Below are 20,543 nucleotides of genomic sequence, written 5' to 3'. Positions count from 1 at the left end.
GCTCGCCGGGACCCGCGGCGGCCAGTGGAGCGCGCGCGGCGCCTCACAGCAGCAGGCTAAGCACGAGCGCCAGCACGAACCCGATCGTGCCGAGCAGCGTCTCCATGACCGTCCAGGTCTTCAGCGTCGTCTTCTCGTCCATCCGGAAGAACCGGCTGACCAGCCAGAAGCCGGAGTCGTTGACGTGCGAGAGCACGGTGGCGCCGGCGGCGATGGCGATGACGACGAGCGCCAGGTCCGAGGCCGTCAGCGAGTCGCTCGCCTCGATGACCGGGGCCATCAGCCCGGCCGCGGTGGTGAGGGCCACGGTCGCCGACCCCTGGGCGACGCGCAGCAGCACCGAGATCACGAAGGCCGCGACGATCACCGGCAGCCCGATGTCGCTGAGGACGTCGGCGAGGGCCTCGCCGATGCCGCTCGCGCGCAGGACGCCGCCGAACATGCCGCCCGCGCCGGTGATGAGGATGATCGCGCAGACGGGGCCGAGCGCGCTGTTGACGACCGACTCGACCTCCTCGGCCGAGTCGCCCCGGTGCCGGCCGAGCACCCACATCGCCACCAGCACGGTGACCAGCAGCGCGACCGGGGTCGAGCCGACCACCTGGGCGACGCGGACCACCGTGGAGCCCTCGTCGACCGCGCCGCCGGTGGCCAGGGTGCTCATCCCGGTGTTGAGGAAGATCAGCACCAGGGGCAGCAGCAGGATGCCCAGCACCGTGCCGAAGGCCGGCGGCCCCGCCCGCCGGACCGCGGTCTCCGTGCGCGCCCCACCCGAGGGGCCGGCCACCCCCGGGGCGGTGCCGGCGACCGTGCCCGCCGGCGACGGTGGGGTGGCCGGCGCCTCCGGGCCGCTCCCCTCGTCGTCGTCGGGCGGCGGGACGTCGACGTGGTACCGCCGGCCGGCCCAGACGCCGAACAGGTAGCCGCCGACCGCCCAGGTGGGCAGGCCGATGAGCAGCCCGTAGAGCAGCACCAGGCCGATGTCGGCGCCGACCAGCTCCGCCGCGGCGACCGGCCCGGGGTGCGGCGGCACGAAGGCGTGCATGACCGCGAAGGCGCCGGCCGTCGGGAGGCCGTAGGTCAGCAGCGACCCGCCCAGCCGGCGGGCCACCGTGAAGACGATGGGCAGGAAGACGACCAGCCCGGCGTCGAAGAAGATCGGGAACCCGAACAGCAGCGCCGCCACCCCGAGCGCCAGCGGCGCCCGCTGCTCGCCGAAGCGGCGGATCAGCGTGTCGGCGAGCACCTGCGCCCCGCCGCTGTGCTCGAGCAGCCGGCCGAGCATCGCCCCGAGGCCGACCAGCAGCGCGACGTTGGCCAGCGTCGACCCGAAGCCGCCGGTCAGGGTGTCGACGACGTCCTCCAGCGGCACCTGCGCGGCGAGGGCGACCACCAGGCTGACCAGGATCAGCGCCAGGAAGGCGTGCAGCTTCAGCTTCATGATCAGGAAGAGCAGCAGCGCGACGCCGCCCGCCGCGATGAGCAGCAGCGGCCCGGCGCCGAGCGCGGGGTCGACCTCGGGCATGGCTGTCTCCTCGGCTCAGGTCGCCTGACCGGCGGGGTGGGAGGGGGTGTCGTCCAGCGTGTCGAGCTCGGTGAGGACGTCGGTGAGGGCGCCCGTCGAGCGTTCGACGAGCGGCCGCAGCCTCCGGTAGAGCGCGGCGTCCTCGGGGTCGGGCCGCACGGGCTCGGTCACCTCGACCAGGGCGGTGGCGGCATCGAGGTCCGGCAGCCGACCGAGGGCGTGCCAGCCCAGCAGGCAGGCGCCGAGACCGGTGCCCTCCGGTGAGTCGGCGACCCGCACCGGCAGGTCGAGCGCGGCGGCGAGGGTGCGCACCCACAGCGGCGAGGCGACGGCGCCGCCGGTGGCCCGCACCTCCCGGACCGGCAGGTCGGCGGCATCGAACGCGTCGCGCACGAGGGCGAGCTGCTGGCAGACCCCCTCGACGGCGGCCCGTACCAGGTGCGGGCGGCGGTGCTCGCGGCGCAGGCCCAGGTAGGCGCCGCGCAGCCCGGAGCGCCACCACGGCGCCCGCTCCCCCAGCAGGTAGGGCAGGCACAGCAGCCCGGCGCTGCCCGCCGGCACGTCCGCGGCCTCGGCCAGCAGCCGGGCGTCGAGCTCGTCGGCCGCCTCCCCCTCGGGGTCCCCGCCGTCGGCGGCGAGCGCCCGCGCGGCCCAGCGCACGACCGATCCGCCGTTGTTGACCGGCCCTCCGACCACCCACGCGTCGTCGGTGAGCGCGTAGCAGAACAGCCGGCGGCCGGGGTCGACGGTCGGCGCGGGGACGACGACGCGCAGGGCCCCGCTGGTGCCCAGCGACACCGCGGCGACGTCCGGGCGCACCGCCCCGACCCCGAGGTTGGCCAGCGTGCCGTCGGAGGCGCCCACCACCACCGGGGTGTCCCGGGGCAGCCCGGTCGCCTCCGCCGCCTCGGCGCTCAGCCGGGGGAGCACCGTCGTCGTGGGCACCACCTCGCCGAGCTGGTCCGCCCGCACGCCGGCGATCTCCAGCGCCTCGGCGTCCCAGCGGTGCGCGCGGATGTCGTAGAGCCCGGTCGCCGAGGCGCACGAGCGGTCCAGGGTGTGCGGTCCCCCGGTGAGGGTGGCGAGCAGGAGCTCCTTGACCCCACCCCACCGCGGCACCCGCTGGACCCGCTCGGCGTCCTCCGCCCGCTCCCAGGAGAGCTTGAGCAGCGGCGACATGGGGTGCACGGGCGTGCCGGTGCGCTCGTGGAGCCCGGCTGCCCGGCCGTCGGCGACCAGGGCGGCGGCCCAGCGGGCGGCCCGGTCGTCGGCCCAGGTGACGAGCGGGCCCTGGGGCCGGCCGTCCCCGTCCATGGCCACCAGGCCGTGCATGGCCGCGCTCAGGCTGACCCCGACGACCCGGTCACCGCGGTCCCGCGCCGCGGCGGCCACGCCGGCGAGGGCCTCGACGGCCGCGGCGGCGAGCCGGCCGGCGTCGAGCTCGGCCCGGCCGGGCGCCGGCACGAGCAGCGGGTAGGCGACGCTGACGAGGTCGCGGACCCGCGCGTCGGTGCCCGCGGTGACGGCCTTGGTCGCCGTCGTGCCGGCGTCCAGCCCGACCACCACGTCCACCCCGGACCTCCCGTCCCCACCGCGATCATGCTGGGCGGGGAGGACCTCCGCGACCGCAGCTCAGCGGGGGGCGGAGCGGCCGCGCAGTCTGGCGGCCACGGCGACGCGCAACGGCGCGAGCACCACGCCGTCGCGGGCCAGCCGCGCGCGCAGCAGCCGGCGGTGGCGCGCGACGCCGACGGCGCCCACCGCCCAGAACAGGTACTGCACGGCGAACGCCGCCCGGAACGCGTCGAGGTCGTAGGCGGCGGAGCTCCCCGGCGTCAGCAGGTCCAGCACCGCCCCGATGGCCAGGATCGTGAGCAGCGACGCCACGAACCCGCCCACGTTGACCACGCCGCTGGCGCTGCCCTGCCGCTCGGCGGGGTTCCAGGTGCGCGCGAAGTCGAACCCGATCATCGAGCCCGGCCCGTTGGTGCCGAGGACGACGACGAGGACGACCAGCAGCGGCAGCGGCGCCCGGCCGGGCCACAGCAGGACGACGGTCCAGGCGGCCACGGTGGCGACGAGGATCGCGAACACCAGCGTCGAACGGCGCAGCGGCCAGCGCCCGCACAGCCGGCCGAGCACGGGTCCGACGACCATCCCGACCAGCACGAGGAGGGTGAGCAGCGCGGCGGCGGTCCCCGGCGCCAGGCCCTGGCCGCGGGTGAGGAACGGGTAGCCCCACAGCAGCGCGAAGACGGTGCCGGAGAACTGGGTGACCAGGTGCGTGTACAGCCCGATCCGGGTGCCCGACTCGCGCCAGGTGGCGGCCAGCCCCTCCCGGACGGCGGCCAGGTCCGGCGGCGTGGGGCGGGCGGCGCCCGGAGGCACGTCGCGCAGCGTCGCCAGGACCAGCACCGCCACGAGCACCCCGACGGCGGCCGCGCCGAGGAAGGTGTCCCGCCAGCCGATGCCGTGCAGCAGCGCGACCAGCGGTGCGGCGGCCGCGACCTGGCCCAGCTGGCCGAGGATGCCGGTGAGCTGGGTGATCACCGGGACGGTGGGCCCGGGGAACCACGCGCCGACCACCCGCAGCACGCTGATGAACGTCATCGCGTCGCCGGCGCCGACGAGGACGCGCGCGGCGACGGCGGTGGGCACGTCGGTGGCGACGGCGAGCAGCAGCTGCCCGGCGGCCATCGTCACCCCGCCGGCGACCACGAGCCGCCGGGAGCCGAACCGGTCCAGGGCGATCCCGACGGGCACCTGCATGCCGGCGTACACCGCCAGCTGGAGCACGAGGAACAGCGAGACCGCCGAGGCGCCGGCGGAGAACCGCTCCTGGGCCTCGGGACCGGCGACGCCCAGCGAGGCCCGGTGGAAGACGGCGACCACGTACGCGGCCAGGGCCACCAGCCAGACGGCGTAGGCGCGCACGGCCGGCGGAGGGGTCACCCCTCCTGGGACGCTGCGCACCCCGCCGATCTTCCCGGTCCGGCGGTGACCCCGCCCACGGGCGGGCCGGTCAGGGCTGCGCGGAGCCCGGGCGCGGCACCTCGGCGAACAGCGGCCGCCCGACCTGCGGCGTGTCGAGCAGCAGCTCGTAGTCGGTCACGTTGCGGGAGACCGAGACGAGCATCCGGCCGGGCTCGGTGGGGAGGTCCGGGTGCGCGAGCGGCGTGTACTGCAGGTACCCGACCTCGTCGTCGTCCGGGGCCTGGCCGGCGGAGGGCAGCCCGCCCGGCGAGGACAGCACCGGCTGCACGGTGAACGGGCCGGCGGGCAGGTCGGAGACCCAGAGGGCCGCGACGTCCTCGATGTCCCCGCCGAGCTTGGAGTAGGCGACCCACTTCCCGTCGACGAGGTCGACCGACAGGGTCTGGGAGACGCCCTCGAGCGCGCCCACGATCGGCGCGGACAGCGAGGGGTCGGTCTGCCAGCTGCCGCCGTCCCAGTACTCGATCGCCGAGCCGTCGGTGAACTGCTCGGTCGGGATGCGCGAGACGAACAGCTCGTGCCCGTAGGTGTAGGCCTCCCCGGTGTTGCGGGTGCCGTACAGGTAGATCCAGTCCCCGTCGAGGACCGAGGCCGCACCCCAGTGGATGGAGCTCAGGTCCGGGGTGTCCGGGGTCAGCTGCGCCGCCTCGGTCAGCCGCGGGACGCCGTCGGCGCCGACGGTGAACACCGACACCGTGGTCCCGCGGACGACGAAGTCCCACATCCGGTCGCCGCGCTGCACGCGGGAGCAGAAGACGACGACGACGTCGGTGACGTCGGCCGCGTCCTGCGGGCGCGGGTCCAGCCGCAGCACCGACATCGGCCAGACGGTCAGCCCGTTCGGGTCCAGCGGCAGGATCGGCCCGCGCGCCTCGGTCGTGACCTGCGAGATGCAGGTGCCCGAGGTGACCAGCATCGAGTTGTCGACCATCCGCGGCAGCTCGGGCAGGACCTCCTCCTCGCGGATCGTGTCGCCCCACAGCCACACCACCCGGCCGTCGCCGAGCACCGCGCTGGCGCCGAGGTCGGCCGACTGCCAGTAGGGCAGGTCCAGCTCCTCGAACGCCTCGTTCCAGTCGTCGGCGGTGAACGTCTCCCCCGGCACCGGCGGGGGGCACCCCGGCTCCAGCGTCGCCGTGGCGGCGTCCTCCCCGGGGGTCACCTCGAGCAGCGGCGGCTCGGCCGGCCCGCCGGCCTCCTCGGCCGAGGGCGCCTCCAGCCGCAGGCACCCGGCCAGCAGCAGCCCGACCACGGGCAGGAGGAGGGCACGGCGGCGGGACACGGCCCCATGGTGCCCGATCACGGCGCCCCGCCGGCGGCGCCGGCCGCCCGCCGGGGCAGGCGCACCGCCGGGAGCACGGCGGCCAGCACCGCGGTCAGGGCGACCAGGGCCGCGACCTGCTGGGCGGTCGCCGTCCCGTCGGGGTCGGCGAGCAGCATCCCGCCGGCGACCAGCAGCGAGCCCGCGGCGACCGCGCCCAGCACCGCCGGGCGCGCCCGGCCGGCGCACTGGCCGAGCACCCACAGCCCCGCCAGGGCGGCCAGCCCGACGACCCCGCCGACCAGGGCCACGCCGAGGACGGCGGCGCCGACGAGGACCGTCGCGGCGGCCACGGCGGCCACGGCCGACCGGCGGCGGCCGCGGTGCCCGGCGGCGCGCAGCGGCCGGTCGGGCAGCACCGCGAGGACGACCAGCAGGGCCACCGCCCCGGCGCCGGCGGCCAGCACCGTGCGGTAGTCGGCCCCGGGCGGGTAGTCCAGCCGCACGGTGCCCGCCGGGCCGGCCGGCAGCAGGTACCCCTGCTGCCACCCGTCGACGGTCACGGCCTGCAGGGGCACGCCGTCGAGGCGCGCGGTCCACCCGGGGTTGGTGTTCTCCGGGACGACGAGCAGCGTCGGCTCGTCGCGCTCGGCCACCTCGACGACCCGGTGCTCGGCGTCCCAGCGGGTGAGCTCGGCCGGCTCCCGCTCGCCGGGGCCCTCCTTGACCGCCCGCCCGAAGCGGGTGAGCGTGATCGAGTCGACGGCCAGGCTCTCGCTGTTGCGCGCCAGGACCCGGTGCTCGCCCGGGGGCAGCCGCAGCGCCGGGATGGCGTCGCACGGCTTGATCCGGATCGGCTGCCCGGTCGCCAGCTCGCCGGCGGTGGTGATGACCTCGGTCTGGATGACCGCGGCGTCGACCCGGATCGTGGGCCCGAGCCGGCTCGCGCAGTCCAGGAAGACCGGCGTGCCGGGGTCGGTGACCGGGTTGGGCCCGTCCACCTCGAGCTCGCTGACGCCGACGCCCAGCGCCTGCTGCCAGCGGGTGGCGGGGTCGACCGAGCGCAGCTCGTCGGGCAGGTCGAAGGTGACCGTCAGCGTGTCGGTGACCACGGGCGCGAAGGTGGCGGTGCCGTCGTCGGCCAGCCGCACGCTGCGGGGGAGCCCGCCGCCGTCGTCGAGGGTGACCGCGGTGGCCCGCGCGGCCGCCAGGCCGGGCGTGAACACGACCCGCAGCGAGTCGACGGTCCGGACCTCGGGGAAGGTCAGGGTGAGGCTGGGCCGCCGGTCGTCGCCGGTGGCCACCCACGCGGTGTCCGGGTCGCCGTCGACGGCCGCGACCGGGCTGCCCCGCGGGTCGGCCACCGCGGAGCTGCTGCCGGTCACCGCCACGGTGCCGCGGACCGAGGTGAGCAGCGCGTCGAGCGCCGCGCCCGGCCGGGGCACCGCGGTGGCCCGCAGGTCGTAGTCGGCCCAGGCCTCGACGGTGAAGGAGCGGTCCATGAAGACCGGCTCCTCCGACCCCGTGACCAGGGCCCCGGCGCAGCGGGGAGCGCCGTCGGCGTCGGTCACGCAGCCGGTGCGGCCGCGCTCGGCGTCGAAGGCGTAGGCGGTCACCGGGGCGCCGGCGCGGGGCACGGTCACCGACCGCGCGACGCTCACGCCGGGGATGCGGACGTCGGCGATCGCCAGGGCCTCGGGGTCCTCGGCCGTGGTCGCCGCGATGGTGAGCGTGCTGGTGTAGCCCGGGGGCAGGGTGAACACCTGCTCCTCGCCGGTGTCGGCGACCGGCACGGTGACCGAGCCGGCGTCGGTGGTCAGCCGCAGCTCGGCGGGCCGGGCCACGCCCGGCTCCACGCCGAGGGAGACGACGACGGTGCTCGCCGCGAACCGGCGTTCGGTGGTCAGCCGCCACCACGGGGCCTCTCCGGACTCGTCCCACGGCGCGGGCCGCCAGGCGGTCGTCGGGTCGCCGTCCACCGCCGACCAGGGCTGGGTGTCCATGCGGGTGGCCACGAAGCCGTCGGGGTCCGACGCCGAGCTCGACGCCGTCGGGGTGCCGCCGACGTAGGTGACGACGCTCTCGGCCGAGGCGGCGTCGGGCACCACGTAGTCGCGCACCGGGGCGTCGAGCCGCAGCGGGTCGTCGGCGGTCAGACCGCCGGAGGTGGCGCCGTCCAGCCGGCCGAAGGTGCGCTCCCGGCGCACCAGGGCGTCGGTGACCATCGGCGGGCCGGCGGTCACGTCCCCGCCGGCCATGACCGTCGGGCGGCCGGTGACCAGGTCGCGGTCCTCCAGCGAGAGCACGGCCTCGGGGCCGCCGAGGACCGTCACCGCCTCCGACAGCGGAGCGGTCCAGGCCCGCGGCGCCGGGTCCTCGACGGAGTAGACCTCGATCGCCGGCGCCGGCTCGTCCAGGCCGGCGTCGTAGACCAGCCCGTCGCCCACGTCGGCCGCGGTGCCCACCGGCCCGAAGGTGGCCACCCGGGTGATGCCCGGGGACTCGGCGAGCGCCTCGCGCACCAGCGCGGAGCGGGTCGAGCGGGCGTCGCCGGTGTCCAGGTCGTTGCGCAGCACGAGGTGGGAGATGCCGGCCCGGGCGAGGAAGCGGGTCAGCCCGGCCGAGCCCTCCCCCAGGGTCAGCCGCTCCTCGATCGCGTCGAGCACCCGGATGTGGCCCTCGGGGCTGAGCGGGATGGAGCTGCGCACGTCCCAGGCCGACTCCGCCAGCGGCTGGAAGACCTCGTCGTTCGCCCCGCCCCACTGGTAGGTGCCGAAGGACGAGCCGGGCACCAGCAGCGCCCGGCCGGTCGGCTGCTCGGCGGCGAGGAAGTCGGCGGTCTCCCGCCACCACGAGGGCACCTCGGCGAACCCGTCCGGCGGCGCCAGCCGGCCGGCCAGCGCCGGGGAGACGGTCGCGACCAGCGCGAGGACGACGGCGGCGAGGACGGCCCGCGAACCGCCCCGGACCAGCCGCGACCCGCGCGGCCGGGGCGCCGGGGCGCCGTCGTGGCGGCGCGCGGCCCGGAGCAGCACCGCGCCCAGGTGCGCGAGCCCCAGCGCCAGGGGCAGCCGCAGCACCGGGTCGAACTTGTGCAGGTTCCGCAGGGGCGCGAGCGCGCCGTCGAGCGCGTCGTGCAGCGGTCCGGCCCACAGCCCGTCGACGGCGGCCAGGTGCCCGAGCGACACGAGGCCGACGCCGGCCAGCACGCCCAGGGCCAGCCAGCGGCGCTCGGGCAGGGTCCGGGAGCACAGCGCCGCCAGCCCGGCGGCCGCGAGGACGACGGTGCCGGCCACGGGCAGCACCTCGTGGACCAGCGCCCACCCGGCGGGCCACTCGGGGCCGGCGGGGCTGGCCATCTCCGCGATCCAGTGCGAGGTGCCGCGCAGCACGCTGAGCACGTCGGTCGGCCCCGTCGTGGCCTGCGCGTTCTCGATGTAGTACAGGAACGGCGGGCTGTACTGCCCGAGCAGCACGAGCGGGCCCAGCCACCACGCCGAGGCCAGGGCGACCGCCACCCCCCACCACAGGACCAGCCGGCGGCGCAGCGGCCCGGCCGGCCGGGTGAGCAGGAACAGCGCGGCCAGCGGGAGGACGGCGGCGGTGGCGACGGCGTTGACCCCGCCGACGCAGAAGACCGCCAGACCGGACAGCGCCGCGGCCCGGCGCACGCGGCCCGACCGCGCCGCGCCGGCCAGCGGCACCAGCACCCACGGCGCCAGCGCCATCGGGACGAGCTCGACCGAGGTCTCCCCCATCGCGGTGAGCATGCGCGGCGCCAGGGCGTAGGCGATCCCGGCGACCAGCGCCGTCCCGGGCGTGCCGATCCCGAGCCGGCGGGCGAGGGCGACGACGCCGAGGAAGGCGACGCTCATCAGCGCCGCCCACCACAGCCGCTGCACCACCCACGCCGGCAGCCCGGCCAGGTCGCCGAGGGCGAAGAACGGGCCCATCGGGAAGAAGTAGCCGTAGGCCTGGTTCTGCACCTGCCCGGCCGAGCCGAGCGGCTCCCAGAGGGTCAGCGCCCGGCCCAGGAAGCCCAGCGGGTCGACGGCGAGGTCGAGCTTGGTGTCGCCGACGACCCGTCCCGGCGCCTGCAGCAGCGCGAGGACGACGAAGCCGAGGCAGACCAGCGGCGAGCGCCACCGGGACAGCAGCCGGCCGGCCGTCGTCCGCAGCGGGACGCGGGACCGCGCCGGGGGCGGGGCGTCCGCCGCCGCGGGACCCGCGGGCGGGCCGGTGACCATCGTCGCCATGGGGGACCGACCCGCCGCTCAGGCGGTGGGGACGGGGACCCGGGCGGGCTCGTCCTCCACCTGGGGAGCGGCCGCCGGGCGGCTGCGGGCGACCAGCAGCACGCCCAGGGCGGTCAGGACGACGCCGGCGCCGCCGAGCGTCCAGGGCAGGACGGTGCCGGTGAGCTGCTGCTGGTCGAGGACCTCCTGCGCCCGGTCCACGGCGTCGCCGGCCGACTCCTCCGTCGTGGTGAGCGTCCCGGACAGCAGCACGGCCCCGGGCGTGCCGTCCGGCCCGCGGAGCACCGTCACCGGGCTCTCCTCGGTGCGCACGACCACGCCGCTGACCGGCTCGACGAGCAGCGTGCGGCTGTTGCGGTGCACCACGTCCGCGGACACGGTGCCGGCACCGCCGCCGGCCAGCGTGCGCGGCACGGTCGCGGTCCCGACGACCTGCTCGGGGACCTCCTGCTCGAACCGGAGGACCTCCAGCCCGCGGAACTCCTCGGTGCCCGCGTACCGGGCGGGCAGCGCCTGGCCGGTCGTGCCGTCCCAGACGTCGAGGTCCCGGGCGGGGGTGTCCGGGGGGAAGGCCAGCACCAGGCCGCCCAGCTGCGCCGGCTCGCCGTCGACGGACGCGGCGGCGCACGCCTGCGCCTCGGCGGTGCGGCGGTCCAGGCAGGCCACGGTCGTCGTCGTGGCGACCAGCGTGCCGTCGGCGTCGGCGGTGCTGGACTCGGTGGCCCAGACCGCGGTGTCGCCGTCGGCGTCCCCGGAGGCCGCGTCACCCCGCACGCGGACCGACACGGTCACCTCGTCGCCCGTCCGGACGGTCAGCGAGGCCGGGTCCAGGTACGTGACCTCGCCGGCGGCGACGGTGCGGTGCGACTCGTCCAGGGCGAGCTCCGTCGGGGCGGCCGCCAGCCACGTGCCCACCAGCACCGCGACCGCCAGGGCGCAGCCCCCGAGACCGACGAGTGTCAGCCCGACGACACGTGCCCCCATGCAGGTCCTCTCGCCGCCGTGCCCGCCTCCGCTGGAACCACGCCACAGTACCGCCCGGTAACCGGGTGCGGCCGCCGACGAGCCGCCGACGAGCCGCCGGGCTCAGCCGCGCTTGCGCAGCACCAGGACGACGTTCCAGGAGACGACCTCGCGCAGCCCCGGCACCCGCGCCACCCAGGCGGCCCACCACGGGTGGTAGCGCGGGAAGACCGCGAGCAGGTCGGCGTCGGCGCACGCGCGCGCCCACCGCACCGCCCCGCCGGCCGAGACGGCGAACAGCGACTCCCCGTACCGGTTCTTCGGCTCGGCACCGGTCCGCCGGCGGTACCGGCGGCGCGCACGGTGCCCGCCGAGGTAGTGCCACGGCGAGGTCTCGTGCCCGCCCCACGGCGACAGCCAGGGCGTGTAGGAGAGGAAGACCGTGCCCCCCGGGCGGGTGACGCGCACCATCTCGTCGGCCATCACCCACGGCCGGCGGACGTGCTCGAGGACGTTCGACGAGTAGCAGACGTCGACGGCGCCGGTGCGGATCGGCAGCTCCTCGCCGCTGGCGCGCAGCGTCCCGGGCTCGGGCTCCCCCCGCGCGGCCATCTCGCCGGCGTCGGGCTCCAGGCCCACGTAGGTCGCCCCGGCACCGCGGAAGGCGTCCGCGAAGTACCCCGCTCCGCCCCCGACGTCGAGCACCGTGGCCCCCTCCAGGGCGGCCCAGCGGGAGAGCTGGGCGACGGAGTCGGCCGCGAGGACGCCGTAGAACCCGTCCGGGTCGGTCTGCTCGCGCCGGAACGCCCGGAAGAGTGTGACCGACCGCGAGAGGGTGGCCGATCGATCCATGCGGGCACTCCGTTCGGGGTAGCAGGGTGTTCGAGAGTTAGATGGACTGTGTCACGTGCATTAACGTGCCTCAGGTGCTCGACCGACCCGCGGACACCGACGTCCTCTTCGTGAACTGGCGCGACCTGAGCCACCCGGAGGGCGGCGGGTCCGAACGGTACGTGCACCAGGTCGCCGAGGGGCTGGCGGCCGCCGGCCTGCGTGTCACCCTCTTCTGCGCCGCGCACGACCGGGCGCCCGCCGAGGAGGTCGTCAACGGCGTCCGCATCGTGCGGCGCGGCAGCCGGCTCGGTGTCTACCCCCGCGCGCTGGCCTTCGTCCGGCGCACCCGCCCCCGCCTGGTGGTCGACGTCCAGAACGGCATCCCGTTCAGCAGCACCCTGGTGCGCCGCGGCCGGCCGGTCACCGCGGTCGTCTACCACGTGCACAAGGAGCAGTGGCCGATCGTCTTCGGCAAGGTGATGGGCCGGGTCGGCTGGTGGCTGGAGTCGCGGGTGGCCCCGCGCATCTACCGCCGGTGCCGCTACGTGACCATCTCCGAGGCCACCCGCGGCGAGATGGCGGGTCTGGGCATCGACCCCGCGCGCGTGACCGTCGTCCCGGTGGGCATCGAGCCGTTCCCTGCCGTGACCACGCGGCGCTCCCCCACCCCGCACCTCGTCGCGCTGGGCCGGCTGGTGCCGCACAAGCGCGTGGAGCACGCCCTCGAGGTCCTGGCGCGGCTCAGCGACCGCTGGCCGGACATGACCCTGACCGTCATCGGCGACGGCTGGTGGGAGGACCAGCTGCGCGCCGAGGCCGAGCGGCTGGGCGTCGCCGACCGGGTGACCTTCGCCGGCTTCGTCGACGAGCAGGCCAAGCACGAGCTGCTCGCCGCGGGCTGGGTGCACCTGTGCCCCTCGATCAAGGAGGGCTGGGGACTCGTCGTCAACGAGGCCGGTGGCCACGGCGTCCCGACCGTCGGCTACCGCTCGGCCGGCGGCCTGCGCGAGTCGGTGGTCGACGGCGTCAGCGGCGTGCTCGTCGACGACCTGGACGAGATGACCGCCGCCACCGCGCGCCTGCTGGCCGACGACGCCGAGCGCGAGGCCATGGGTGCCGCGGCCGTCCGCCACGCGGCATCGCTGGAGTGGCCGGAGACCGTCCGGAACTTCGCCGGCGTCCTGGCCCGCTCGGTCCGCGAGTCAGCCGCGACCGGCGCCCACCCCGAGCTCGCTCTCGGGGACCTGGCGAGCGCGCTCGACCGCGTCGCGGTCGGGGTCGTGCGCGGCGACGGCGGCGACGGCGCCCGCGCCCACGGCGGCACCGGCGGCCAGAGCCAGGAGGAGGGCCACGAGCTGCTTCTTCACCGCGGGCACGGCCTGCGGACGCCGGGACGGGGCACGGACGGCAGGGTAGACGGCGCGCCGGTCACCCGGGCGGGGACGGCGTGACCCGGGGCGCCCGGCCGGGGGGCCCAGCGCCGTCGGCCGGCCGGCCGGCGCGGCGCGGGGCGCCGGGATGACGGCCGCCCCGGCGACGGTCCCCGGGATCCCCCGGGTCCGGCGCCAGGCCGCCGTGCCCGCGGCCCTGGTGTCGCTGGCGCTGCTGGGCGTGAACGGGCTCGCCTACGTCTTCACCGTCGTCGCCGCCCGGCTGCTCGCCCCCGAGGCCTACGGCGAGCTCGCCGCCCTGCTCGGCGTCATGTTCATCGGCGTGGTCCCGATGACCGGCCTGCAGACGGCGGCCGCGCTCACGCTGGGCTCGCGCCCGGACGACCCGCGGCTGGTCACCGCCCGGCTGCACGCCGCGATGCTGGCCGGCGCCGTGTCGGTCGGCGTCGTCGGGCTGCTCGCCGTCGGCCCGCTGGTGTCGCTGCTGCACCTGGAGAGCCCCTCGACCGTGCTGTGGCTGGTCGCCGTCCTGGTGCCGCACACGATGATCGGCGGCTACGACGGGTTGCTGCAGGGCTCGGGCCGGTACGGGCGGCTGGCCGTCGTCACGGGCCTGTTCGGGGTCGCCAAGACCGGCGGCGGGATCACCGGCCTGCTGGTCGGCGGCACCCCCGAGGCCGCGCTCGTCGGGATGGCGCTGGGCTGCACCGCGAGCGCGCTGCTGGGCTGGGTCGTCACCGGGCGTCCCGGCGTCGCCCGCGGCGCGCGACCGCACGTGCTCGCGGCGGCGCGGGCGGCGGGCGCGCTCCTCGGCCTGGTGCTGCTGGTGAACCTGGACGTGCTGCTGGCCCGCCACCACCTCCCCGGCGAGCTCGCCGGCGAGTACGCCGTGGCCTCGATCTTCGCGAAGGTGGCCTTCTGGCTGCCCCAGGGCGTGAGCGTGGTGCTGCTGCCCCGTCTGGCCAGCGCCGGCGGACGCCGCCGGCTGCTGCCCGCGGCCGTGGTGCTGGTCTCCGGCACCGGTCTGGTGCTCACGGCCGCGACCGCGGTGCTCGGCGCCCGCGCCCTCCCGCTGGTGGGCGGCGCCGACTACGGAGCCGCGCTCGGCGGCTGGACGTGGGTCTTCGCCCTGCTGGGCACCCTGCTGGCGCTGGCCCAGCTGCTGCTCTACTCCGGGATCGCCGCGGCCGACCGGGTGGCCGCCGTCGCCGTCTGGGGCGCGGTCGTGCTCGAGGCCGTCACGGTGGAGCTGCTCGTGGCCGCCGACCGGCTGTCGGTGCTGAGCGTGGCGGGCACGGCCCTGGCGGCCAGCGTCCTGCTCGTCGCCACCGGCCTCGTGCGGCTGTGGCGCTCCCACACCGCCGTCCCCGCCTGACCCCCGCGACCACGCGCGCGCGAACGCCGCCGCGGCGGGCCGGACAGCCGGCCCGCCGCGGCGGTGTCGTGGTGCGGGGCCCCTCGCGGGTCAGTACGGGTCGTACGGCGAGTCGTGCCCGAACAGCCGCGCCACCGGCCGCAACCGCAGCCGCAGCAGGACCTTGATGAAGACGTTGCGGATCCACCACGGCATCTCGCCCAGGATCCGCACCCGGTCGCGCAGGGTCGGCCGGCCGACGCGGAACAGCGCCAGCGAGCCGGCCCGCCGCTCGTAGCGGAGGTCCCCGGCGAACAGGACGTGCGCCAGCACGCCCAGGGTCACGCCGATCGAGGAGAAGCAGTCGTGCACCAGGACGGCGGCGCCGTCGGGCAGGTGCACGCGCCACTTGAGGTCGTCGGAGAACGTCCAGTAGTCGTGCTTGCCGTCGATGTACAGCAGCTGGAACGGCTTCTCCCAGGACCCGCGGATCTCCGTGGAGTAGTCGCAGACCAGCTCCACGGTGTCGGCGACCCCGGCCTCGGCGACGTTGCGCTCGAAGGAGTCCCGGGTCTTGCGGCCACCGAAAAGCTTGCCGTCGATGAAGGGGTCCACGGCGTAGAGCCGGCCCCCCTTGCCCTGCAGCACGGTGCCGAGCACGACGGTGGAGCGGCCCTGGTGGGAGCCGATCTCCAGCGCGTGGGCGCCGGCGGGCAGGGCCCGGGCCTGTTCGTCGAGCAGGGCGGCCTGGTCCCGGGACAGCCATCCGGGGATGCGGTCGGCGAGGGCCCAGACCTCGGGGAAGCGGTCCTCCGAGGAGGACGTCGACGGAGACTCCTGCACCAACACTCCCATCACCTGCGGGTCACAACCGCGCAGACGCTACCCGTCGCCGGGCCCGCCGCGGCCCCGTGCCCGGCCGACCCACCCGAGGTGGTGAGGCACCGGCCCGCCCGGGACCGCTCGCCCACCGCCGGGGGACGCCGGCGGGCCGACGAGTAACGGGCGGCCGTACCGGGCAGGAGCAGGGCGTTCGCCGTCCGGGCCGGAGTCCCGGGCGGCCACGAGACCACCCGAGGAGAGAGGAGCCGTCGATGGCCGTCATCCACTACACCATCGCCACCGAGGCCGAGAAGTACGCCGACTTCCGCCGGGTCCTGTGGACCGGCGAGAAGACCCAGCTGGTGATCATGACCATCCCGCCGGACGGCGAGATCGGCGAGGAGGTCCACGAGGGGATCGACCAGATCCTCACCTTCGTCAGCGGCACCGGCGAGGCCCGCGTCGGCGGGTCCACCAAGAAGGTGGCGCAGGGCGACCTGGTCGTCGTCCCGGCCGGGACGAAGCACAACTTCGTCAACACCGGCCCCAACCCGCTGGTCCTCTACACGGTCTACGGCCCGCCGGAGCACGCCGACGGTGCGGTGCACAAGACCAAGGAGGAGGCCGACGAGCTGGAGGAGGCCGGCAAGGACGAGCCGCCGACGTCCGGCTGAGCAGGGGGCGGGGCCGCCCGCGTGGGTGGCCCCGCCCGCCCCGGCGCGCCAGGATCGGGCATGACCTCGATCACGGCGCCCGCGAGCCCCGAGAGCGTGTTCACCTACGGCGCCCCCCAGCTGAAGTTCGGCGCGGGCGCCGCCGACGAGGTCGGCTACGACCTCAGCCAGACCGGCGCCCGCCGCGTCCTCGTCATCACCGACCCCGGCGTCGCCGCCACCGGCTCGCCGCAGCGGGTCGCCGACCAGATGGCCCGCTTCGGCATCGAGGCGCACGTCTTCGACGGCGTCCACGTCGAGCCGACCGACGAGAGCCTCGCCGCGGCCGTCGAGTCCGCCCGGGCCGGCGGCCCCTGGGACGCCTTCGTCGCCGTCGGCGGCGGGTCCAGCATCGACACCGCCAAGGCCGTCGACCTGCTCACCACCAACCCCGGTGAGCTCATGGACTACGTCAACGCCCCGGTCGGCGGCGGCCGCGCGCCGGTCAACCCGCTCAAGCCGCTCGTCGCCGTCCCCACGACCACGGGCACCGGCTCGGAGAGCACGACCATCTGCGTGCTCGACGTGCTGGCGCTGAAGGTGAAGACCGGCATCAGCCACCCGCGGCTGCGGCCCACGCTGGCCGTGATCGACCCGGCCCTCACCCGGACCCAGCCCTCGGGGGTCACCGCCTCCTCGGGCATGGACATCCTCTGCCACGCGCTGGAGAGCTACACGGCCCGGCCCTACGACACCTTCGAGCGCAAGCGGCCCGAGCAGCGGGTGCCCTACTGCGGGGCCAACCCGATCGCCGACATGTGGTCGGAGAAGGCGCTGTCGCTGCTGGCGACGTCGTTCCGGCGCGCGGTCCGCGACGGGGACGACGACGCCGCCCGCGCGGACATGGCCATGGCCGCCACCTTCGCCGGGCTGGGCTTCGGCAACGCCGGTGTGCACGTCCCGCACGCCAACGCCTACCCGATCGCCGGGCGGGTGCGGGACTTCCACCCGAAGGACTACCCGGCCGACGAGCCGATGGTCCCGCACGGGATGTCGGTCTCCCTGACCGCGCCGGAGGCCTTCCGCTTCACCTTCGACGCCGCGCCCGAGCGGCACCTGCGCGCCGCCGAGCTGCTGGACCCCCGTGGGGACCACGGTGGCGAGCCGGCCGAGGTCCTGCCCCGGGCGCTGGTGCGGCTGATGCGCGACATCGACATCCCGGCCGGCATCGGCGCCGTCGGCTACGGCGAGGACGACGTCCCGGACCTCGTCGAGGGGTCGATGAAGCAGCAGCGGCTGCTGGCCACCTGCCCGAAGCCGGTGACCGAGGACGACCTCGCCGGCATCTTCCGGCGGTCGGTGTCCCTGTGGTGACGCCGGTTCAGGCGGCGGCGTCGCGCCGCTCCCGGGCGGCCCGGAGGACGAACGGGGTGAGCGCCGCGGCGATGGCGGCGTAGCCGGCCGAGGAGGGGTGGAAGCGGTCGCCGGCGAACATCGCCGGGTCGGTCTCGAAGGAGCGGCCCACGTGGGCGGCCACGGAGGCGACCCGCGCCCCGGCGGCCGCGGCCACCTCCTCCTGCCGGCGCTGCAGCACGGCCGAGGCCGCCCGGACGACCGGGCGGAACGCCGGCGGCACGAAGGGGATGCTCGACATGTCGGGCGCCGGGACCACGACCACGTCGGCGCCGGCCGCCCGCAGCGCGCGGACGGCGTCGCCCAGCGCGGCGGCCGACCGCTCGGTCGGCACCAGCCGGGCGAGGTCGTTGGCGCCGACCACGACGACCGCCAGGTCCGGGGCGGGGACGGCGCGCCGCACCTGGGCGGCCAGGTCGGCCGAGACCGCGCCCGGCACGGCCAGCACGGTGAGCTCGACGTCGGAGCCGTCGGCGCGCAGCGCGTCGGCCAGGCGACGGCCCAGGGTGTCCTGGGGGCGGGTGGCGCCGGTGCCGAAGGCGATGGAGTCGCCCAGGACGGCGAGCCGGAGGGGGGAGCGCGTCACGTCAGCGACAACGCCGGCCGGCGGGGCGCTGTGCCCGCCGGCCGGCGTGATCTGCGCACCTCAGTGCAGGGCCGGGGCCCGCCGCTCCTCGGCCAGGCGCTCGGCGCCCGTCGTCGTCTTGAGCGCCTTCTCCTGGATGAACAGGACGACCACCAGCGCGAGCAGCGACAGCGGCGTGGCGATGAGGAACAGCTCCGCCGTCGCGTCGGCATAGGTGTCCTGGATCAGCGCGACCGCCTCGGGCGGCAGCGCGGACAGGTCCGGCGCCGCGGCCTCGGCGTGCCCGCCGCCGGCCGGCGTGCCGAGGCCGTCGGCCACCCGTGCCGCCAGGACGGCGCCGAGCACGCTGACCCCGACGGTGCCGCCGAGGCTGCGGAAGAACGACACCGCCGAGGTGGTGGTGCCCAACTCCGCGGCGGGGACGTCGTTCTGGGCGGCGAGGACGAGGTTCTGCATGAGCAGTCCCACGCCGGTGCCGAGCACGACCATGTACAGGCCCAGCAGCACCATGGGCGTGCCGGCGTCGATGGTCGCCAGCAGCCCGAAGCCCACGGTCATCAGCACGCCGCCGGCGACGAGGTGGCCCTTCCAGCGGCCCGTCCGGGTGATGAGCGCCCCGGCGACGGTCGAGGAGACGAGCAGCCCGGCGACCAGCGGCAGGGACACGAGCCCGGCCTTGGTCGGCGAGTAGCCCAGCGCCACCTGGAAGTACTGCGACAGGAAGACGGTGCCGCCGAACATGGCGATGCCCACCAGGGCACTGGCGACGACGGAGAGCGTCACCGTCCGGTTGCGGAACAGCCCCAGCGGGATGACCGGCTCCGGCGACCGGGCCTCGACCACGACCGCGAGGGCCAGGAGGACGACGCTGGCGCCGACCATGAGCGCGGTCGGGCCGGACAGCCAGTCGAAGCGGTCGCCGGCCAGCGTCACCCAGATCAGCAGGGTGCTGATGCCGGCGGTCAGCAGCAGGGCGCCGGGCCAGTCGACGTGCACGCGGCGCCGGGGAACGGCGGGCAGGTGCATCGTGCGCTGGATGAGCACCATGGCGACGAGCGTGAAGGGGACGCCGAGCAGGAAGCACCAGCGCCACCCCAGCCACGAGGTGTCGACGAGGACGCCGCCGATCAGCGGGCCGGCGACGGTGCCGACGGCGAAGATGGCGCCGAAGACGCCCGCGTACCGGCCGAGCTCCCGCGGCGGGATCATCGCCGCCATCACGATCTGCACGAGCGCGGTGAGGCCGCCGGCGCCGAGCCCCTGCAGCGCCCGGGCGGCGATGAGCGTGCCGACGTCCTGCGACAGCCCGGCCAGAAGCGAGCCGGCCACGAAGAAGGTGAGGGCCAGCTGGATCAGCAGCTTCTGGCTGACCAGGTCGGCGAGCTTGCCCCACAGCGGCACCGACACGGTCATCGCCAGCAGCTCGGAGGTGACGATCCAGGTGTAGACCGACTGGCTGCCGCGCAGCTCGGCGATGATCGTCGGCAGGGCGTTGGACACGATCGTGGCGGCCAGGATCGCCACGAACATGCCCATGAACAGGCCCGACAGCGCCGACAGCACCTGGCGGCGGCTCATCGGCGCCGGTGCGGTCGGCTCCGCCGGATCGGTCGGGACGGCTTCGGCCATCGCGGACACGGGACTCCTCGGTTCGGGGGTGAGCGGTGGTGCGGGGACGGGCGGGCGGCGGCGGCCGCACTCCCCCGCCGGGTCAGCCGTGCGGGACGGGTGCCGGGAAGCCGCGGCCGAGCAGGTCGACCGCCTCGTCGAGCAGGGCCGGGAGGTCGTGGGCGCCGGCCGGCGCCTCGTCGGGGGCCTCTCCGGCGGCCGCCCAGCGGGTCAGGGCGACCCGGACGGCGGCGCAGAGGACCGCGGTGAGCAGGGCCGGGTAGAGGTCGCGCTCGGCGTCCTGGCCGCAGCGCGCGGCGAGGGCGGCCGTCATCTCCCGCTCGCCGGTCGCGGCGGTCTCGACGGCGCGGGCCAGCAGGCCGGTGTCGGTGCCGACCACGGCCATCCGCAGCCGCAGCCCGGCCGCGTCGACGGCGGCCTCGGCCAGCTCGGCGCGCAGCACGCGGCGGGCGGCCTCGAGCGGGGAGAGGCGGGCGTCCTGCTCCGCGAGCAGCCGGGCGAAGCGGCCCGGCTCGGCCTCCTGCGGCTGCAGCAGCGCCTCCTCCTTGGAGGCGAAGTGGTTGAAGAAGGTCCGGTAGGAGACGTCGGCCTCGGCGGCGATGCGCTCCACCGTGACGGCCGCCCAGCCCAGCTCGCCGGTCAGCCGCAGGGTCGCCGCGGCGAGCGCGGCCCGCGTCTCGGCCTTCTTGCGCTCGCGCAGCCCCGTCACGCCGTCCATGGCACCACGTCACTGCACACACTGCAACGTTTCCCAGTGTGCAGCGTGTCGCGTCCGCCGGACGCGGCCGGGCCCCCCCGCCGGGGGGCCGCCCCGCCCCGACGCGGGTGGTGGGGGGTGAGGCCATACGGCCACCCCCCCCGG

15 protein-coding genes are annotated in these 20,543 nt (G+C 76.5%); 4 read left to right on the top strand and 11 right to left on the bottom strand.

Annotated features, from left to right (window positions below):
• Positions 1–43: 43 nt before the first annotated feature.
• From ACI8AX_RS08325 to ACI8AX_RS08295, 7 genes are all read right to left on the bottom strand, one after another.
• Positions 44–1,525, bottom strand: coding sequence for a GntP family permease (locus ACI8AX_RS08325; RefSeq protein ID WP_456549329.1), 1,482 nt, complete (start codon positions 1,523–1,525; stop codon positions 44–46).
• Positions 1,526–1,540: 15 nt separating this feature from the next.
• Complete coding sequence (locus tag ACI8AX_RS08320) at positions 1,541–3,097, bottom strand: gluconokinase (RefSeq protein ID WP_456549328.1); 1,557 nt, start codon at positions 3,095–3,097, stop codon at positions 1,541–1,543.
• A 60-nt stretch (positions 3,098–3,157) separates the two neighbouring features.
• The gene (locus ACI8AX_RS08315) at positions 3,158–4,477 is read right to left on the bottom strand and encodes an MFS transporter (RefSeq protein ID WP_456549327.1); all 1,320 of its coding nucleotides are present in this window, start codon (positions 4,475–4,477) and stop codon (positions 3,158–3,160) included.
• Positions 4,478–4,547: 70 nt separating this feature from the next.
• Positions 4,548–5,801: a DUF4185 domain-containing protein gene (locus ACI8AX_RS08310; RefSeq protein WP_456549326.1), complete on the bottom strand. Its 1,254-nt coding sequence runs from the start codon at positions 5,799–5,801 to the stop codon at positions 4,548–4,550.
• 17 nt (positions 5,802–5,818) lie between these two features.
• Positions 5,819–10,036 (bottom strand): alpha-(1->3)-arabinofuranosyltransferase, encoded by a 4,218-nt coding sequence (locus ACI8AX_RS08305; RefSeq protein WP_456549325.1) that lies wholly within the window; start codon positions 10,034–10,036, stop codon positions 5,819–5,821.
• An 18-nt stretch (positions 10,037–10,054) separates the two neighbouring features.
• Positions 10,055–11,020: a DUF3068 domain-containing protein gene (locus ACI8AX_RS08300; RefSeq protein ID WP_456549324.1), complete on the bottom strand. Its 966-nt coding sequence runs from the start codon at positions 11,018–11,020 to the stop codon at positions 10,055–10,057.
• 102 nt (positions 11,021–11,122) lie between these two features.
• Positions 11,123–11,851, bottom strand: a complete 729-nt coding sequence (locus tag ACI8AX_RS08295; protein WP_456549323.1) for a class I SAM-dependent methyltransferase — start codon at positions 11,849–11,851, stop codon at positions 11,123–11,125.
• Between the two features lie 74 nt (positions 11,852–11,925).
• Between ACI8AX_RS08295 and ACI8AX_RS08290 the strand changes: the two genes are divergently transcribed.
• Positions 11,926–13,284 (top strand): glycosyltransferase family 4 protein, encoded by a 1,359-nt coding sequence (locus ACI8AX_RS08290; RefSeq protein WP_456549322.1) that lies wholly within the window; start codon positions 11,926–11,928, stop codon positions 13,282–13,284.
• A 67-nt stretch (positions 13,285–13,351) separates the two neighbouring features.
• The gene (locus tag ACI8AX_RS08285) at positions 13,352–14,599 is read left to right on the top strand and encodes a lipopolysaccharide biosynthesis protein (RefSeq protein WP_456549321.1); all 1,248 of its coding nucleotides are present in this window, start codon (positions 13,352–13,354) and stop codon (positions 14,597–14,599) included.
• A 90-nt stretch (positions 14,600–14,689) separates the two neighbouring features.
• Here ACI8AX_RS08285 and ACI8AX_RS08280 read toward each other — a convergent pair whose 3' ends face one another.
• Positions 14,690–15,421: a class I SAM-dependent methyltransferase gene (locus ACI8AX_RS08280; RefSeq protein ID WP_456549320.1), complete on the bottom strand. Its 732-nt coding sequence runs from the start codon at positions 15,419–15,421 to the stop codon at positions 14,690–14,692.
• Between the two features lie 251 nt (positions 15,422–15,672).
• Here ACI8AX_RS08280 and ACI8AX_RS08275 point away from each other — a divergent pair, with 251 nt between their 5' ends.
• Both ACI8AX_RS08275 and ACI8AX_RS08270 read left to right on the top strand, forming a co-directional pair.
• Positions 15,673–16,074 (top strand): cupin domain-containing protein, encoded by a 402-nt coding sequence (locus ACI8AX_RS08275; protein ID WP_456549319.1) that lies wholly within the window; start codon positions 15,673–15,675, stop codon positions 16,072–16,074.
• A gap of 60 nt (positions 16,075–16,134) precedes the next feature.
• Positions 16,135–17,427: a hydroxyacid-oxoacid transhydrogenase gene (locus ACI8AX_RS08270; RefSeq protein ID WP_456549318.1), complete on the top strand. Its 1,293-nt coding sequence runs from the start codon at positions 16,135–16,137 to the stop codon at positions 17,425–17,427.
• A 7-nt stretch (positions 17,428–17,434) separates the two neighbouring features.
• Here ACI8AX_RS08270 and ACI8AX_RS08265 read toward each other — a convergent pair whose 3' ends face one another.
• From ACI8AX_RS08265 to ACI8AX_RS08255, 3 genes are all read right to left on the bottom strand, one after another.
• The gene (locus ACI8AX_RS08265; RefSeq protein WP_456549317.1) at positions 17,435–18,052 is read right to left on the bottom strand and encodes a GDSL-type esterase/lipase family protein; all 618 of its coding nucleotides are present in this window, start codon (positions 18,050–18,052) and stop codon (positions 17,435–17,437) included.
• Between the two features lie 60 nt (positions 18,053–18,112).
• Entirely contained in the window at positions 18,113–19,681 is a 1,569-nt protein-coding gene (locus ACI8AX_RS08260; RefSeq protein ID WP_456549316.1) for an MDR family MFS transporter, read from the bottom strand.
• An 82-nt stretch (positions 19,682–19,763) separates the two neighbouring features.
• Entirely contained in the window at positions 19,764–20,399 is a 636-nt protein-coding gene (locus ACI8AX_RS08255; RefSeq protein ID WP_456549315.1) for a TetR/AcrR family transcriptional regulator, read from the bottom strand.
• Positions 20,400–20,543: the final 144 nt, after the last annotated feature.

The sequence above is a fragment of the Blastococcus sp. SYSU D00813 genome (assembly GCF_054050735.1).
The sequence above is the reverse complement of the archived record's forward strand: the minus strand, read 5'-3'. Positions and strand labels throughout refer to the sequence as shown.